This is a genomic window from [Clostridium] fimetarium (assembly GCF_900111235.1).
Lineage (GTDB): Bacteria > Bacillota > Clostridia > Lachnospirales > Lachnospiraceae > Clostridium_N > Clostridium_N fimetarium.
Window position 1 is genome coordinate 60,124 of record NZ_FOJI01000002.1, and the last position, 15,842, is coordinate 75,965.

Here is a 15,842-nt window from a genome sequence, read left to right on the forward strand (position 1 = left end):
ATTCAAAGAAATCCTTGTAAATTATTAATATATTTGTTACTATAAACACTATCATTGTGGATATCGTTTTAAAAAGTCACTGGTGTGGCAGAATGGAGGCATATATATGCCGGATGGAATTGTAAAGTTAAAAAAAGGTGAAGGTCGTGTTCTCAAATCAGGGGGAATGTGGGTCTTTGATAATGAAATAGATGCAATAACAGGTGACTTTGAAGATGGTGATATAGTAGAAGTACATGATTTTGACGGATATTATATGGGCGTTGGTTTTATTAACAGAAAATCAAAGATAACTGTTAGAATTATGTCTAGAAAAAAAGGCCAAGAGATAGATGAGCAATTTATAGAAAAAAGAGTTAGAAATGCTATAGAATATAGAGAAAAGACAGTTGATATGTCATCTTGTAGAATTATATTTGGTGAAGCAGACTTCTTACCCGGTATTGTTGTTGATAAATTTAGTGATGTTCTTGTTGTAGAATCATTGGCGCTTGGTATTGATCGATTTAAGCTTATCATTATAGACAAAATTAAAATGGTTCTAAAAGAGATGAATATTAACATTCGTGGAGTATACGAAAGAAGTGATGCAAAAGTACGTACGCTCGAAGGAATGGAACGTATGAAAGGCTTTATTGGAGAAGAATTTGACACAAAGGTTGAAATCATTGAAAATGGAATCAAATATTTTGTAGATGTACAAGATGGACAAAAAACAGGATTTTTTCTTGATCAAAAATATAATAGAGCTGCAATCAAACCGATGTGCAAAGGTGCAAAGGTATTAGATTGCTTTACACACACAGGCTCATTTGCATTAAATGCTGGCATGGGTGGGGCGAAGAGTGTTCTCGGTGTTGATGCATCAGAACTTGGGATTGCCCAAGCTAGAGAAAATGCGGAAGTGAACGGTTTGTCAGATGTTGTAAAATTTGAGTGTGCGGACGTATTTGAATTGCTTCCACAGCTTGAAAATGATGGTGAAAAGTTTGATTTGATTATTCTTGATCCACCTGCATTCACAAAATCTAGAAACTCAATCAAAAATGCGGTTAAAGGGTATAAGGAAATCAATCTTAGGGCGATGAAACTGATTAATGATGGTGGATTTTTAGCAACATGTTCCTGTTCCCATTTTATGGATACAGAATTATTTACAAAAACAATTGCAGAGGCTGCAAGAAATGTGCATAAGCGATTACGTCAGATAGAATTTCGTACTCAGGCTCCGGATCATCCAATTCTATGGTCAGCGGATGAGTCATTGTACTTGAAATTCTATATTTTTCAAGTTTGTGATGAAATGTAATATAAAAGTAGGCCTCCTGCATATTATAAAAGCGTACTGTAAATATTAGCTTTGATATGGATTGAAAGCGTCAGTATTTTGATATGAATTATATATATCAGTATTGATGCGGATTGACATTATCAGTTAGATATTGCTTTATTATATAAGAAGGAGAATATGATGCAAGATAGTATAAAAGATAGTAAAAGTTTTTATAAAGCAGTGATGGTTTTAGTAATACCACTTGCACTGCAAAATCTAATTAATGTGGGTGTCTCGGCTACGGATGTAATTATGTTAGGAAAAGTTGGGGAAAAAGTTTTGTCGGCGGCATCGCTGGCTGGACAGATTCAATTTATTATGACTTTGATATTCTTTGGACTAACATCAGGTGCGTCTGTTTTGATTGCCCAATACTGGGGAAGATGCGATGTGCCTACAATTGAGAAAATACTTGGGATATCAATTAAACTGACATTGTATATTAGTATTTTTTTTCTAGTAGTTACATACATTTTTCCTGCTCAAATTATGCATTTGCTAACAAATGATCCAGTCGTGATTGAAGAGGGTGCAAAATTCCTTAAGATAATGTGTTTTTCATATGTGATATCCGCACTTACAATGGTATATCTCAATACACTTAGAAGTGTTGAAAATGTATTTATTTCGACATTTGTATATTTGGTTTCATTTATTATTAATTTGGCATTAAATCCTATCCTGATATTTGGATTATTTGGAGTGCCTGCAATGGGAATTCGAGGTTCGGCACTAGCCACAGTAATTGCTAGAATTATAGAATTTTCAATCGTTGTATATTATGATAGAAAAAGAAATAAGATATTTAAGTTTCGATTCAATATGCTATTTGTGAAGGATAAGCAGTTATCATCAGATTTTGTAAAATTTAGCTGCCCAGTCATTTTAAATGAATTATTATGGGGGTCAGGTGTTGCAGTAATTGCAGCAATACTCGGACATCTTGGAAGCGCAGCAACAGCAGCTAATTCAGTAGCACAAGTTGTAAGACAGTTAGCTACGGTGGTATCGTTTGGTGTGGCATCGGCGACAGCTATAATGATTGGTAAAGTGATTGGTGAAGGCAAAATAGAAGTAGCCAGAGAGTATGGGAGACGGTTTGTAAAAATAAGTTTGATTGCAGGAGTTTTAGGCGCGATATTCTTGTTATTAGCGCGTCCAATTGTATTGGCAAACTTAAATATGTCAGAAGAGGCGCATTACTATCTTTCTAAAATGATGCTTGTAATGTCTTATTTTGTAATTTGTCAGGCAATCAATACAACATTGATTGTAGGTGTATTTAGAGCGGGTGGGGATACGAAGTTTGGATTGATTATTGATGTTGGAGTAATGTGGATAGTTTCAATAGGAGTAGGATTTTTAGCCGCATTTGTATTTAAATTGAGTGTGCCGATCGTGTATGTGATTTTGCTCAGTGATGAAATCATTAAGGTACCATTTGCTTTGTGGCGCTATAAGTCTTATAAATGGTTAAGGAATGTTACGCGGTAAGTAGTATAAATTGCTTATCTTTATCTTTTTGGACCAAATTCGTCTAGCTTTTGCAAGAAGCCAAGAAAAAACGTAGCAATGACCTCGATTGTCCGCATTTGCCGTTACAGCCATGTGCGATTATCTGAAGGCGGTTGACACATCTTTACGTGTCAAACCGAATGCAGATAATCACACATGGCTGTAGAGGCAATAGCGAACAGGAGGCCATTGCTACGTTTTTTCGCCCGTTCGGGCAAGTCGCGAATTCTTACTTCACGTTTTTTTCTTCGCAGTAGAGGCAACGGTATATTTGATTTTCTTTATCGGTTAATATAAATACATGGTCTAATCCTTGTTCAATTGATGTGATACATCTTGGATTTTTGCATTTAATTACATTCGTAATTGTATTTGGAAGTGCAAGTTCTTTTTTGTCACAGATTTTTCCACCCTTGATAATATTGACGGTTATTTTATGGTCAATAAAACCTAGAATATCAAGGTCTACAAGATTAAGGCCACCTTCAATTTTGATAATGTCCTTTTTCCCCATCTTATTACTGCGTGCATTTTTGATGATGGCAACACAACAATCTAATTTAGCAAGACCGAGATAATTATATAATTCCATACTCTTTCCGGCTTCGATGTGATCAAGAACGAAGCCTTCATTTAATTGTCCTACATTTAACATTAGTTTACCTCCACTTCTAATAAGGTCATGATTAGAGCCATTCTAACATAGACTCCATATTGAGCTTGTCTAAAATATGCGGCACGTGGGTCGTCATCTACTTCAACTGAGATTTCATTTACACGAGGAAGCGGGTGAAGTACATACATGTCAGGCTTGGCCAACTGCATCTTTTGCGCATTTAACACATAAAAGTTTTTCATTCTTAAATATTCTGACTCGTTAAAGAATCGTTCCTTCTGAACACGTGTCATATATAAGATGTCAAGCTTTGGCATGACATCTTCAAGTTGTTCAACTTCCACATATTCAATATTATTTGCATCTAAAACATCTTCACGAATATAGTCAGGAATACGAAGTTCTTTTGGCGAGATAAGTACAAATTTCACATTTTCATATCGAATTAGTGAATGAATGAGTGAGTGAACTGTACGCCCAAATTTTAAATCTCCACATAAACCAATTGTGAGATTGCCGAGTTCTCCTCTAAGAGAACGAATTGTAAGTAAATCAGTAAGGGTTTGTGTTGGATGTTGATGACCACCGTCACCAGCGTTAATTACAGGAATTGAAGATTTGCTAGCGGCTACCATCGGAGCACCTTCCTTTGGATGACGCATTGCACAGATATCTGCATAGCAGGAAATAACACGAATTGTATCAGATACACTTTCACCTTTTGAAGCTGAACTTGAATCAGCAGATGCAAATCCGAGAACAGAACCACCAAGGTTTAGCATTGCAGCTTCAAAACTAAGTCGCGTTCTAGTACTTGGTTCATAAAATAGAGTTGCTAGCTTCTTGCCATCGCAGCAGTGACTGTACTTCTTTGGGTCAGCCACGATTCGGTCAGCTAGGTTTAACAAATCGTCGAGTTCCTCAACTGATAAGTCAAGTGGACTAAGTAAATGTTTCATGGGGGATACCTCCAGTGTTATATTTTTGGTAAGTATTTAATAAAATCTAAGTAAAAAGTTTGCAATTAAATGTGACTACCTTTCTTATTCTACTATCATTTGTATGATTTCTCAATTGTTATTTTCATAAATTTGTGATATTATATGAATTATTAAAAAAAATACTGTGAATCTTAAAATTACTTAATTTAATAAGCGCATTTCTACAGTTATTACAGCTAGATTTGGTAAGCAAAATGGAGGATATATTAGATGTCAAAGATTATTTTAACAGGGGATAGGCCAACTGGGAAACTTCATGTTGGACATTATGTTGGATCTTTAAAAAGAAGAGTAGAACTTCAGAATTCTGGAGAATACGATAAAATATTTATAATGATAGCAGATGCACAGGCACTGACAGATAACGCTGACAATCCAGAGAAGATTCGTCAAAATATTATAGAGGTCGCTTTGGATTATTTATCCTGTGGGCTTGATCCAACAAAATCAACTTTATTTATTCAATCTATGATTCCACAACTAACGGAGTTATCATTTTATTATATGAATCTTGTAACAGTTTCAAGATTGCAGAGAAATCCTACTGTGAAAGCAGAGATCTTGATGAGAAATTTTGAAACGAGCATTCCTGTTGGTTTCTTCACTTATCCAATAAGTCAGGCTGCTGATATTACGGCATTTAAGGCAACGTTAGTCCCAGTAGGAGAAGATCAACTTCCTATGATAGAGCAGACACGAGAAATCGTAAGAAAGTTCAATTCCGTATATGGTGAAGCATTGGTTGAACCAGATGTATTATTACCAGATAATAAGGCTTGTCTAAGACTGCCAGGAACTGATGGTAAGTCCAAGATGAGTAAATCATTAAACAACTGCATTTACCTTTCAGATACGCCAGAAGATGTGAAAAAGAAGATTATGGGAATGTACACTGACCCAGACCATCTTCGTGTTGAAGATCCAGGTAAAGTGGAAGGTAATTCTGTATTCACATATCTTGACGCATTTAGTAAACCAGAGCATTTTGAGAGATACCTCAGTGATTATAATTGCTTAGAGGAACTAAAAGTTCATTATATGCGTGGGGGATTAGGTGATGTTAAGGTTAAGAAATTCTTGAATTTAGTTCTTCAAGAAGAATTAGAACCAATTCGATTAAGAAGAAAAGAATATGAAAAAGATATCCCAGAAGTTTACAACATCTTGAAAAAGGGAAGTGAAGCCGCAGAAAAAGTGGCCGCCGAAACGCTTGCAGATGTGAAGCGCAAGATGAAAATCAATTACTTTGAGGATATGGACTTGATAAACGAGCAAGCCCAAAAGTACAGGTAATTTATTGAGATTGGTGGAAGACGGACGAAAAAACGTAGCTATGTCCTCTTGTTCGCTATTGCCTCTACAGCCATGTGTGATTGTCTGCACTCGGTTTGACACATAAAGATGTGTCAACCGCTTGCAGACAATCGCACATGGCTGTAACGGCAAATGCGGACAATTGAGGACATAGCTACGTTTTTTCTGCTCGTCGTCTTGCCCGAATCTAATAAATTGGGCGCGAAAAGCAAAAGAAGCGCCCTGAGGGGGGTGTGGATTTGTATGCTTGTTGTCTTGACCGAATCTGATAGGTTGGGCGCGGAAAGCAAAAGAAGCGTCCGAAGGGGTGGGGGGGGTTTGTATGTTTGTTGTCTTGCCCGAATCTGATAGATTGGGCGCGAAAAGCAAAAGAAGCGCCCTGAGGGGGTGTGGATTTGTATGCTTGTTGTCTTGCCCGAATCTGATAGATTGGGCGCGAAGAGCAAAAGAAGCGCCCGGGGGGGATTTGATTGGGGGATGAAATTGGATTAAGGTTAAGTTTGGGGGTGGGTTTGGTGATATATTTATTGTAGGATATTGTTAGAAAAAAATTGTAAATGGAGAGGGGAATTATTATGGGGATTTTAAGTGTTGGGGGTGACAATTATGCACAAGGTTACCAAACATCAATGTCACACCAAAAGAGTCAAAGCAATAAGGGCGTCGGTTCGTTTTCAGAAAGCACGTCTAATATTACATTACACTTTATGGACAAAAGAACTGGAGATAATGCTGAAACGTGTGTGGGATTTGCGAATGGAGTTAGTGCATCGGTATTTAAAGCGGACAGTAATAACGATTCAGAGTATCAAGTAAAATATTGGGGTACTGATGGTGTTGAACAGGAGATGACAGTTGATGCAAAAAATGTAGACCCATCGAATGCATCCTTCTTAGAAATGATGGCATACTCAACTTATAGTGATGAACAAGGAAAAACATCAGATGCATATGGAGACTTCTTACTAGCAGCCGATGGAACAAATGGAACATTGACCTATGATTTAAGTAATATTAACACTAAAATAGATTTTAAATCTCTAACCAAAGACTTCATGGATTTGCAGTACAGCTCAGGTAATTTACAGCCATATTTATCTTTAAAGCAATTTTATGATTCAATGGACTCCGTGGATTCTATAAAAAAGTAGAATTCACAACAAATAAATATTACAACCCAAAGCCGAACAAACATATTCCCCCCTTATGTCCCTCCATATTTCCATTACTAGCTTTAAAAGTATGGTGTGTATACACGTTGGACGGCTTTTCGCCCCTAGCGCCTGCCCAGTGTTTTTTATTTATCTTTTTTGCATTATGGAACATAACAGAAAAAGCAGAGTCATCTTCCTCAACTGTCCGCATTTGCCGTTACACAGGATTGGGATTGTATGTAGGCGGCGGACACATCTTTTTGTGTCCACCGAATACATACAATCCCAATCCTGTGTAGAGGCAATAGCGAACAAGAGGAAATGACTCTGCTTTTTCGTCCGTCCAACATCAAATAAAATCACTTAAGCTTCTTAATTACCATGTTGTTAGGCTGCGAAATCTTGACTTCTGGCCCATTCATTACAATCAATCCTCTATCCCAATGTACAGTAAAATCAGTAATTGTACCAGCATTGTGATTCATTGATAAAAAATGCTTGTCATCAGGGAAAAGTTGAAGAAACTTAGGGTAATCCCCACTAAGTGGAAGTGAAGAAACCGTTGAAAGTTTTCCAGTTTCCTGATCTACTTTGTACATTGTAACCGTGTTGTCACCTGCATTAGAACATAATAAATTCTTACCATCATGTGATAAGATAATATTAGCGGCAGCGCTATTTACTCGGTGATCTCTTCGAAGTGTAAATATATTCTGAATAAATTCAAATTTTTCTTTGTCATCATTTTTATTATAAGAATATACATTAATATAATTCTTGAGTTCACAAACGACATATGCAAATCGCCCGTCCTGGCTGAAAATAATCTCTTTTGGTGCAGATTCAAGTTGGGAACGAATAATGTCATACAACTTTAATTTGCCAGTTTCTTTATTAAATTCATATAATTTAATCTGATCGATTCCTTTATCACATACACATAAAAGTTCTTCATCTGGTGTAAGGACACAACAGCTGACATGTGGCGTAAAATTACGTTCTGCAATGCTTCCAAATCCTTGGTGGAATACTTCATCTACAACCATGTCAATACTTCCACTAGAGGTAAGACTCATAACAGTAACCTTCCCATCATGATAACCTGATACGAATAGAAACTTATTGTCTTTTGTAACGGAAAGATGACATCCTCTCATTCCATTAATAGGTTTCATATTCATTAATTCTAAGTCACCGTCTGGCAAAATACTATAAGCAACAACACCTTCATCTGCAATAGAATATAAATACTTTTGGTTACTTGAAAGTACGATATATGAAGGATTATTAATTTTGATTTCTTTTCGTTCAACGATTCGCCCGATTTCAACATCCATATCATATATATGTATACCATTGCTTTTTTCGCGCGTATAACTTCCAACATATGCTACATATTTCCCATTCATTTTTAAATACCTCCTTGGTAAGATATATAATTCTATTCTACTTCATATTCTTAGTATATTCAACAAATTTATAAATTACATTTCAATAAAAATTTCCCCAAAAAAATTTTAGTTTTGGTAATCAATTACAGTATAAAATTTTTTCATTAGGCAATCATTAACCTATAAACAAATTTTTTTTCGAGGAGGTTAATCATGGCTGTCTATAAAGTTGAAATATGTGGCGTAAACACAGCGACACTGCCGCTTCTAAAAAATGGTGAGAAGGAGGAATTATTTAAAAGAGTACTAGAAGGCGATGAGCAGGCAAGAGAATTGTATATAAAGGGTAATTTAAGATTGGTATTAAGCATCATTCAAAGATTTTCTGGAAATGGTGAAAATGTGGATGATTTATTTCAAATAGGTTGTATAGGCCTGATAAAGGCAATTGATAATTTTGATGTAACACAAGGTGTAAAATTTAGCACTTATGCAGTGCCAATGATTATAGGAGAAATTAGAAGATATATGCGTGATAACAACTCTATAAGAGTTAGTCGATCGCTTCGTGATACAGCATACAAAGCAATATACGCAAAAGAAAGTCTTATGAAAAAAAACCAACTAGAACCAACTGTTATGGAAATCGCATCAGAGATCGGTATCTCAAAAGAGGAAATTGTAATGGCATTAGATGCTATACAAACACCAATGTCCTTATATGAACCAGTGTTTTCAGAAGGTGGAGATACCTTATATGTAATGGATCAAGTTAGTGATCAAAAAAATAAAGAAGAAAACTGGATTGAAGATATAGCACTCAGGGATGCAGTAGAAAGGCTTTCAGAACGCGAAAAAAATATTATTAATCTACGCTTCTATCAAGGAAAAACGCAAATGGAGGTAGCGACCGAAGTAGGAATTTCCCAAGCCCAAGTAAGCCGTTTAGAAAAATGCGCATTAAAGTCTATGCGTAATTATTTAAACTAATGAAGAAAAGCGCCCACTTCGTTAGAAGTGGGCGCTTTTCTTGTTTCAGTTGGAGCTTGCTCCAACTGAAATACCTGCGAAGCAGGCATTAGTTTATGAGCATGTAGCGAAGCGGAATGCGAATACATTGCGAAGCAGGCTGCGAATTCCGTTTTAGGCTATAGCAGTTTCCTTGATTCGCTTAAGTGCATCTTTAACTGCTGGAATCGATATGATTGCAACCGTGATGATTCCCTCAATCAATATGTAAGAATAGTTGTAGACGATTGGGTAGATGCCACTTAGAATTTTTGGAAAAGATTCTGGCATATATGACATCCAGTAGATATAACCACCAATTGATAAAAACACACCTCTTCCCAAGATTCCAACGATGTATCCAATCAAAAGACCGTTCTTTTTGTTAGAAAAGAATCCTGATAATCCAAGTGCCATAAATGAGAAGAAGTAGTCACAGCAAACTTGAAATGGATCAAGCATATAGCTTCCGCCGTCTTGGAATAATTGGAGAATACCATAGGAAAGTGCAGCGATGAGTCCAAGTTTAGGACCATAGAAATATCCTACAAGACATATAAATAGCATACTGCATAGAGTTACAGATCCACCCCAAGGCATACTATAGATTTTCAGGTAAGATGTGGCAAAACCGAGAGCAATAGCTACAGCTGAAAAAACAAGTTGTTTTGTTCCTAGTTTTACTGAATGTTGTTTGTTAAATAGAAAAGCAGCTCCAATTAATAAAAGAACTAAAATCATTGCAAGGCATATAAAACCACCTTTTGTAAGAGTGTAAGCTCCACCTTCAGCATCATAGCTGACTAAAAAATTAAACATAAAAAAACCTCCTAAAATAATATTATTTTGTAGGAGGGGACCACTTTGGAAAAGTATTGTAAAAATGCTTCCTTCCGCCGGTACTAACCGGATCAAGTAGTGAGGGTCTAAATAGTCTCAGCCCGAAGGCTCCCCTAGCAAACTTATTAAGTTCTTGTGTACTATACAACTTTTGTACTTGAGTGTCAATATAGAATATTTGTGCATATAATATTTTAAGAACAATAGTTTGAGTATCTGTTAAAAGGACAGAAGGGAGCCTATATGCGCATTTGCGATCTTAGAGACAAAGAGGTAATTAATACAAAAGATTGCAAAATTCTTGGATTTGTTGCTGATGTAATCTTTGATATATGTAATGGTTGCATAATCGCCTTGATTATACCAGGGCCAGCAAAAATTTGTGGTTTTTTGGGACGTGAAATAGAATATATTATCCCTTATAAATGCGTTCAATGTATAGGACCGGATGTTATTTTGGTAGAAGTATGTATAGAAGAAATCACAAATAAATGTGTATAAATAAAACTGTTGACCATAGTTAAATATTAAACTATAATTTAAAGTAATAATATTTTTATTGTTACTTTATTATATAGAGGGATTCTTGATATTTATTTTAATTATGGAGGTAGGGGTTTGAAGTGTCCATTTTGTGCAAAAGAAAATACTAAGGTTATTGACTCAAGACCAACTGATGATAGTTCGATTCGAAGACGTCGTCAATGTGATGAATGTGGAAAACGATTTACGACTTATGAGAAAGTCGAGACGATGCCACTCATTGTAATTAAGAAAGATAATAATAGAGAACCGTATAATAGAGAAAAACTTGTAAGAGGAATTATTAGCTCTTGTCAAAAACGGCCAGTCCCAATTAGCAAGATAAATGCAATGGTTGATGAGATAGAGACATCTATTTTTAATACAGGAGAAAATGAAATTCCAACAGCTAGAATTGGCGAGCTTGTAATGGACAAGCTCAAAAATATCGATCCAGTTGCATATGTACGATTTGCTTCGGTATATAGAGAATTTAAGGATGTTAATACCTTTATGGATGAGTTAAAAAAAATTCTTAAGTAACTGATAGGCTGCCCTAACGACGCGGCCTATTTTCATATTCACCGATGCATAAGTAAAGTAGAAAATAGAAACAAAATAATATAAGCGGAAGCAAAGAGGAGGTATGTTTTGTTTAAGATTTTTTATCCGGGAGAATATCTTGATTCTACCTATTTGATTGACTTTGATAAATTATATATTGATGGTTATAGAGGATTGATTTTTGATATAGATAATACGTTGGTTGAACATGGCGTAGTGGCTGATCAAAGAGTGATTGACTTATTTGAAAAGCTAAAAAAAATAGGTTTCAATACGTGTCTCATTTCAAATAATCAAGAACCACGAGTAAAACCATTTGCTGATGAGGTTCATACTATGTTTGTGAGTAATGCACATAAGCCCTCTACGGTCAATTATATAAAGGCAATGAAACTGATGAACACAGATAAGAAGAATACCATTTTTATAGGCGACCAGTTATTTACAGATGTGTGGGGAGCGAACAGAGCGGGAATTCGAACTATTTTAGTTAAACCAATTGGGAAAAAGGAAGAAATTCAGATTGTATTAAAAAGATATTTGGAAAAAATTATTTTATATTTTTACAAGAGAAGCATCAGGAGCACCATCAGGAGCACCAGGAGGTAAGTATGAGAGAAATCAAAGGAACTACGAAAGTCTGTGGATTAATTGGTAATCCAGTAGCTCATTCAATATCACCATTGATTCATAATCATTTAGCGGAATTTGAGAATATCGATTTGGCATATGTTACATTTAAAGTAGAAAGTAGTAAAGTAGCAGAAGCCGTGAAAGGTGCTTATGAACTCAATGTATTTGGACTAAATGTAACGGTTCCACATAAAAATGAAGTGATTAACGCTTTGGTTGATATTGATCCACTTGCAAGAGACATTGGTGCAGTGAATACTTTGGTAAGGGCTAAGGGTGGATTTAAGGGTTACAATACTGATATATTGGGATTTCAAAGGCAACTTATTGATGCAAATATAGAATTAATGGGTAATGATGTAATCATAATTGGGGCAGGAGGCGCAGCTAGGGCTATTGTGTTCCTATGTGGTCAAGAAGGCGCAAACAGCATTTATATCTTAAATAGAACATTAGAAAATGCACAGCAACTGGCAAAGGATGTTAACAAAGCGCTTGATATTAATGTCGCAATTGGTATGAAAATTGAGGATTATAATTTACTACCGAATAAGCAATTTATTACAATTCAAACGACTAGCGTAGGGCTACATCCCAATGACGATTGTGCACCTATTGAAAATCTAGATTTTTATGACAAAGTCTCAGTGGGAGTGGATATAATTTATAATCCTACAAAAACTAAATTCATGAAATTAGTGGAAAGCAAAGAAAAAATAGCTTATAATGGTTTGAAAATGTTATTATATCAAGGCGTTTGTGCATTTGAACTCTGGAATGAAACAAAGGTTAGCGAAGATATAATCATGCATGTATACGAACTGATGAAAAAGGAGTTGAATCTTGTTGAGTAATTCACGTAATAATCTTGTATTCATTGGATTTATGGGCTGTGGAAAAACCACATTAGGAAAATGGATTTCACAAAATGTAAGTATGACATTTTATGATAGTGATGAATACATAGAAAGTAAACAAAATAGAGAAATAAAAGAGATTTTTGCAACTGAAGGCGAGAAATATTTCCGCGATTTGGAAACTGAGACGATAAAAGAAATGAATGAAAAATTTAGTAACTCTGTTATTTCAGTTGGCGGTGGGCTTCCATTACGTGAGGAAAATAGAGCATTGCTTAAAAATTTAGGAATTGTTATATATCTTAGAGCGACGGAAGATACTTTGGTCCATCGTTTAGCGTATGACACAAAGAGACCATTGCTTGCAGGAAGTGATATTAGAATCAAAGTTCATGATTTAATGATGCAAAGAGCAAATATCTATGAAGATATAGCACAAATAATCGTAGACACAGATGATAAAACATATGAACAGATATATAATGAGATTGAGGATATTATTCTTGCGAAAGCAAGTACTTTATTAGGAGGCAAAAAATGAAATTATTAGTAATTAATGGACCTAATATTAATTTTTTAGGAATTCGAGAAAAAGGTATCTATGGGTCTGCAAATTATGAGACACTTGTGCAAAGTATTGAAGCGCATGCAAAAAAACTAGATATTGAAATTGAAATTTTTCAAAGTAATTATGAGGGCGCTATTATTGATAAGATTCAAGAGGCATATTACGCCAATGTGGATGGAATTGTAATTAATCCAGGTGCTTTTACTCATTATAGCTATGCCATTAGAGATGCATTGGCTTCACTCGAAGATATCCCCAAAATAGAAGTACATATTTCAAATGTACATAAAAGAGAAGAGTTTCGCCATGTTTCCGTAACTGCACCAGTATGTACTGGGCAAGTAGTTGGACTTGGATTGAAAGGGTATTTGTATGCGATGGAAGCTTTGATTGAGAATAAGTAGACCTAATATTACATATATTACAGATAGGCGAAAAAAGTAGTTGCGTAAAGTATGTATTTATTATAAAATGTTAAAAGACTATGCAAGGAGGTATACCAAGTTATGGTACAAGCAGGCGATTTCAGAAATGGCGTGACGATAGAAATAGATAACAATATATTTACAATTATTGATTTTCAACACGTAAAACCAGGTAAGGGTGCTGCGTTCGTAAGAACAAAGCTAAAAAATATTAAGACAGGTGCTGTTACAGATAAAACTTTCAGACCAAATGAAAAGTTTCCAAAGGCACACATCGATAGAACAGACTTTCAGTATTTATATAAAGATGGTGGTTTATATAACTTTATGAATATTGAAACATATGAGCAGATGGCTCTTAGTGAAGACAACGTAGGTGATTCACTTAAGTTTGTTAAAGAAAATGAAGTTTGCAAATTATGTTCTCATAATGCACAAGTATTTGCAATTGAACCACCATTGTTCGTTGAACTTGAGATCACAGACACAGAACCAGGTGTTAAAGGTGATACAGCACAAGGCGCAACAAAGGCAGCAATTGTAGAAACAGGCGCAACCGTTTATGTTCCATTATTCGTTAATCAGAATGATAAGATTAAGATTGACACAAGAACTGGTGAGTATTTATCACGCGTTTAATTTCCACTACATTTATAGAAGCCCCATAATGACTAGGAAACTAGTGGTTAGGGGGCTTTTTGTTTTACTTTTTTTCAAAAAATTGTGCGGACAGTGATTGTGGCTCAGGTAGTACTTTTATTATTTTGTATTGAGGATTTATAATCGACCATATTTGAGCGAAATAATACATTATGATCCATATCCCAGTGCCATCTAAATGAAATTTCGGTATTAGATTAATAAGTGAGCTAATTGTTCTAGCATCAATAAACCAGACTATATGTTCCATTGGAACGCCAGCAGTTGACTTTGAATATGTAAAATAAGGAGTCTGTGAAGATTTATCAAATTTAATGATTGAATTCTCATCATTCGCTAATTCGATGGCAGTATAATATTTAAGGATAGCGAATGTAGAAACATTTGGAACAAATGGCAATTCCCAATCAAAGCCTATAGCAGGGGAACCAATATTTATAATATCTTCACTTATAATTGAAGTCGCTTCGGTTAAAAAAGCTTCTAAATTATTGATGGATGTAACCGGTCCTGGTGGCGGATTTGTATTTAAACCTCTGTTATAATCCATAAAGGTTATTCCATCTAAAAATTCTTCTATATCAGGAGCTATTGTTTTAATATCTTCTAGGGTTATATTTGTATTTACTGGAGATATTGTGATAAACAATTTTAATCCTTCCGCTTTTAATGCCTTAGATAGTTTCTTAATATAATTTTGGTACAATATAAGATTGGACGTATATAAAAGTTCAAATGTGATACTTACGCCTAAATAGCCTTTCCCGTTTAGTATATTAGTAATATTATTAATAAGTTTATCTGATAATTTTTCATTTATGAAAATATTATAAGTAGAATCGAAATTAGTTAATCCTTGAATTGTTAAAGATGGTAATAGCATTATAGGAGCAACACCAAAATTTTTGGAAATTCCTATTATTTTTTCATCATCTATAGAAATTATATCAGCGTTTTCTGTGATTTGATTACCCGAAATACATAAATATGTTAAGAATGGCAGCGTTTTATTTAGAATAGTTGTATCGATATAATCAGCAGCGTAACCAAAGGTATTTATTGGACCTAGGTCATTATTATAACTTATAACTATGGTTTCACCAGGATAAATATTAGATCTCTCAAATAGATAATTATTGTTTCTAAGTAATTGCATTAGCGGTACATTATGATTTTGGGCTATGGTTTCTAATGTATCTCCTGGGCTAACCGTATATGTTTGACTGGGATATAGAATAACTAGGGCCTGACCTGTAACTAACATTTCTGAATCACCTAAATTGTTATCTGAAATTAATCTTGTGGCAGATACATTATATTGAGTTGCTATCTTATCGATTGTATCTTCAGGTTGAACTAAATAGATCTCCATATATATCCTTCATAATTTTTAATATATTATATGCTTTAAAATCGAGATATATTATTGCTAAACAAAAAA

The 15,842-nt window shown here is 34.9% G+C and carries 17 protein-coding genes and 1 riboswitch; of the genes, 12 read left to right on the forward strand and 5 right to left on the reverse strand.

Going from position 1 to position 15,842, the window contains the following annotated elements; genetic code table 11:
* Positions 1–106 precede the first annotated feature (106 nt).
* Complete coding sequence (locus BMY18_RS02710; protein WP_092450348.1) at positions 107–1,309, forward strand: class I SAM-dependent rRNA methyltransferase; 1,203 nt, start codon at positions 107–109, stop codon at positions 1,307–1,309.
* 159 nt (positions 1,310–1,468) lie between these two features.
* The gene (locus BMY18_RS02715) at positions 1,469–2,827 is read left to right on the forward strand and encodes an MATE family efflux transporter (RefSeq protein ID WP_330385917.1); all 1,359 of its coding nucleotides are present in this window, start codon (positions 1,469–1,471) and stop codon (positions 2,825–2,827) included.
* A gap of 250 nt (positions 2,828–3,077) precedes the next feature.
* On the opposite strand, the gene BMY18_RS02720 is transcribed toward BMY18_RS02715, so the two are convergent.
* On the reverse strand, positions 3,078–3,503 hold the full coding sequence (locus tag BMY18_RS02720) for an aspartate carbamoyltransferase regulatory subunit (RefSeq protein WP_092450352.1): 426 nt from the start codon (positions 3,501–3,503) through the stop codon (positions 3,078–3,080).
* Positions 3,503–4,423 carry an aspartate carbamoyltransferase gene (gene pyrB / locus BMY18_RS02725; RefSeq protein ID WP_092450354.1) on the reverse strand — a complete coding sequence of 307 codons (921 nt, stop codon included), beginning with the start codon at positions 4,421–4,423 and terminating at the stop codon, positions 3,503–3,505. The genes BMY18_RS02720 and pyrB overlap by 1 nt, the downstream gene beginning before the upstream one ends.
* A 252-nt stretch (positions 4,424–4,675) precedes the next feature.
* On the opposite strand from pyrB, the gene trpS reads away from it, so the two are divergent.
* Together trpS and BMY18_RS02735 are read left to right on the forward strand one after the other, a co-directional pair.
* A complete protein-coding gene (gene trpS / locus BMY18_RS02730; protein WP_092450356.1) occupies positions 4,676–5,758 on the forward strand; it encodes a tryptophan--tRNA ligase in 1,083 nt (360 codons plus the stop codon).
* Between the two features lie 596 nt (positions 5,759–6,354).
* Positions 6,355–6,930, forward strand: coding sequence for a hypothetical protein (locus tag BMY18_RS02735; protein ID WP_092450357.1), 576 nt, complete (start codon positions 6,355–6,357; stop codon positions 6,928–6,930).
* A 362-nt stretch (positions 6,931–7,292) separates the two neighbouring features.
* On the opposite strand, the gene BMY18_RS02740 is transcribed toward BMY18_RS02735, so the two are convergent.
* Positions 7,293–8,342 (reverse strand): lactonase family protein, encoded by a 1,050-nt coding sequence (locus tag BMY18_RS02740; protein WP_092450360.1) that lies wholly within the window; start codon positions 8,340–8,342, stop codon positions 7,293–7,295.
* 195 nt (positions 8,343–8,537) lie between these two features.
* On the opposite strand from BMY18_RS02740, the gene sigG reads away from it, so the two are divergent.
* Positions 8,538–9,314, forward strand: coding sequence for an RNA polymerase sporulation sigma factor SigG (sigG, locus tag BMY18_RS02745; protein WP_092450362.1), 777 nt, complete (start codon positions 8,538–8,540; stop codon positions 9,312–9,314).
* Positions 9,315–9,467: 153 nt separating this feature from the next.
* Here the strand turns inward: sigG and BMY18_RS02750 are convergent, their stop codons facing one another.
* Entirely contained in the window at positions 9,468–10,151 is a 684-nt protein-coding gene (locus BMY18_RS02750) for an energy-coupled thiamine transporter ThiT (RefSeq protein WP_092450364.1), read from the reverse strand.
* Positions 10,152–10,203: 52 nt separating this feature from the next.
* Positions 10,204–10,297: riboswitch (TPP riboswitch) on the reverse strand.
* 118 nt (positions 10,298–10,415) lie between these two features.
* Between BMY18_RS02750 and BMY18_RS02755 the strand changes: the two genes are divergently transcribed.
* The 7 genes from BMY18_RS02755 to efp all read left to right on the forward strand — a co-directional run bounded on the left by BMY18_RS02755 (position 10,416) and on the right by efp (position 14,380).
* On the forward strand, positions 10,416–10,673 hold the full coding sequence (locus BMY18_RS02755) for a PRC-barrel domain-containing protein (protein WP_092450366.1): 258 nt from the start codon (positions 10,416–10,418) through the stop codon (positions 10,671–10,673).
* A gap of 117 nt (positions 10,674–10,790) precedes the next feature.
* Positions 10,791–11,237 carry a transcriptional regulator NrdR gene (gene nrdR, locus BMY18_RS02760; RefSeq protein ID WP_092450368.1) on the forward strand — a complete coding sequence of 149 codons (447 nt, stop codon included), beginning with the start codon at positions 10,791–10,793 and terminating at the stop codon, positions 11,235–11,237.
* A gap of 108 nt (positions 11,238–11,345) precedes the next feature.
* The gene (locus tag BMY18_RS02765) at positions 11,346–11,867 is read left to right on the forward strand and encodes a YqeG family HAD IIIA-type phosphatase (protein WP_092450370.1); all 522 of its coding nucleotides are present in this window, start codon (positions 11,346–11,348) and stop codon (positions 11,865–11,867) included.
* A gap of 2 nt (positions 11,868–11,869) precedes the next feature.
* The gene (gene aroE, locus BMY18_RS02770) at positions 11,870–12,745 is read left to right on the forward strand and encodes a shikimate dehydrogenase (protein ID WP_092450372.1); all 876 of its coding nucleotides are present in this window, start codon (positions 11,870–11,872) and stop codon (positions 12,743–12,745) included.
* The gene (locus BMY18_RS02775; protein WP_242940943.1) at positions 12,738–13,289 is read left to right on the forward strand and encodes a shikimate kinase; all 552 of its coding nucleotides are present in this window, start codon (positions 12,738–12,740) and stop codon (positions 13,287–13,289) included. Before aroE ends, BMY18_RS02775 begins: the two co-directional genes overlap by 8 nt.
* Positions 13,286–13,720, forward strand: coding sequence for a type II 3-dehydroquinate dehydratase (gene aroQ, locus BMY18_RS02780; protein ID WP_092450374.1), 435 nt, complete (start codon positions 13,286–13,288; stop codon positions 13,718–13,720). Before BMY18_RS02775 ends, aroQ begins: the two co-directional genes overlap by 4 nt.
* Before the next feature lie 102 nt (positions 13,721–13,822).
* A complete protein-coding gene (gene efp / locus BMY18_RS02785) occupies positions 13,823–14,380 on the forward strand; it encodes an elongation factor P (RefSeq protein ID WP_092450376.1) in 558 nt (185 codons plus the stop codon).
* Positions 14,381–14,444: 64 nt separating this feature from the next.
* Here the strand turns inward: efp and BMY18_RS02790 are convergent, their stop codons facing one another.
* Complete coding sequence (locus BMY18_RS02790) at positions 14,445–15,773, reverse strand: LysM peptidoglycan-binding domain-containing protein (protein ID WP_092450378.1); 1,329 nt, start codon at positions 15,771–15,773, stop codon at positions 14,445–14,447.
* Positions 15,774–15,842: the final 69 nt, after the last annotated feature.

Excerpts from the sequence above, each read along its gene's own strand:
- BMY18_RS02710 (WP_092450348.1), top strand. The coding sequence starts at position 107 with ATGCCGGATGGAATTGTAAAGTTAAAAAAAGGTGAAGGTCGTGTTCTC.
- BMY18_RS02715 (WP_330385917.1), top strand. The coding sequence starts at position 1,469 with ATGATGCAAGATAGTATAAAAGATAGTAAAAGTTTTTATAAAGCAGTG.
- BMY18_RS02720 (WP_092450352.1), bottom strand. The coding sequence starts at position 3,503 with ATGTTAAATGTAGGACAATTAAATGAAGGCTTCGTTCTTGATCACATC.
- pyrB (WP_092450354.1), bottom strand. The coding sequence starts at position 4,423 with ATGAAACATTTACTTAGTCCACTTGACTTATCAGTTGAGGAACTCGAC.
- trpS (WP_092450356.1), top strand. The coding sequence starts at position 4,676 with ATGTCAAAGATTATTTTAACAGGGGATAGGCCAACTGGGAAACTTCAT.
- BMY18_RS02735 (WP_092450357.1), top strand. The coding sequence starts at position 6,355 with ATGGGGATTTTAAGTGTTGGGGGTGACAATTATGCACAAGGTTACCAA.
- BMY18_RS02740 (WP_092450360.1), bottom strand. The coding sequence starts at position 8,342 with ATGAATGGGAAATATGTAGCATATGTTGGAAGTTATACGCGCGAAAAA.
- sigG (WP_092450362.1), top strand. The coding sequence starts at position 8,538 with ATGGCTGTCTATAAAGTTGAAATATGTGGCGTAAACACAGCGACACTG.
- BMY18_RS02750 (WP_092450364.1), bottom strand. The coding sequence starts at position 10,151 with ATGTTTAATTTTTTAGTCAGCTATGATGCTGAAGGTGGAGCTTACACT.
- BMY18_RS02755 (WP_092450366.1), top strand. The coding sequence starts at position 10,416 with ATGCGCATTTGCGATCTTAGAGACAAAGAGGTAATTAATACAAAAGAT.
- aroE (WP_092450372.1), top strand. The coding sequence starts at position 11,870 with ATGAGAGAAATCAAAGGAACTACGAAAGTCTGTGGATTAATTGGTAAT.
- aroQ (WP_092450374.1), top strand. The coding sequence starts at position 13,286 with ATGAAATTATTAGTAATTAATGGACCTAATATTAATTTTTTAGGAATT.
- efp (WP_092450376.1), top strand. The coding sequence starts at position 13,823 with ATGGTACAAGCAGGCGATTTCAGAAATGGCGTGACGATAGAAATAGAT.
- BMY18_RS02790 (WP_092450378.1), bottom strand. The coding sequence starts at position 15,773 with ATGGAGATCTATTTAGTTCAACCTGAAGATACAATCGATAAGATAGCA.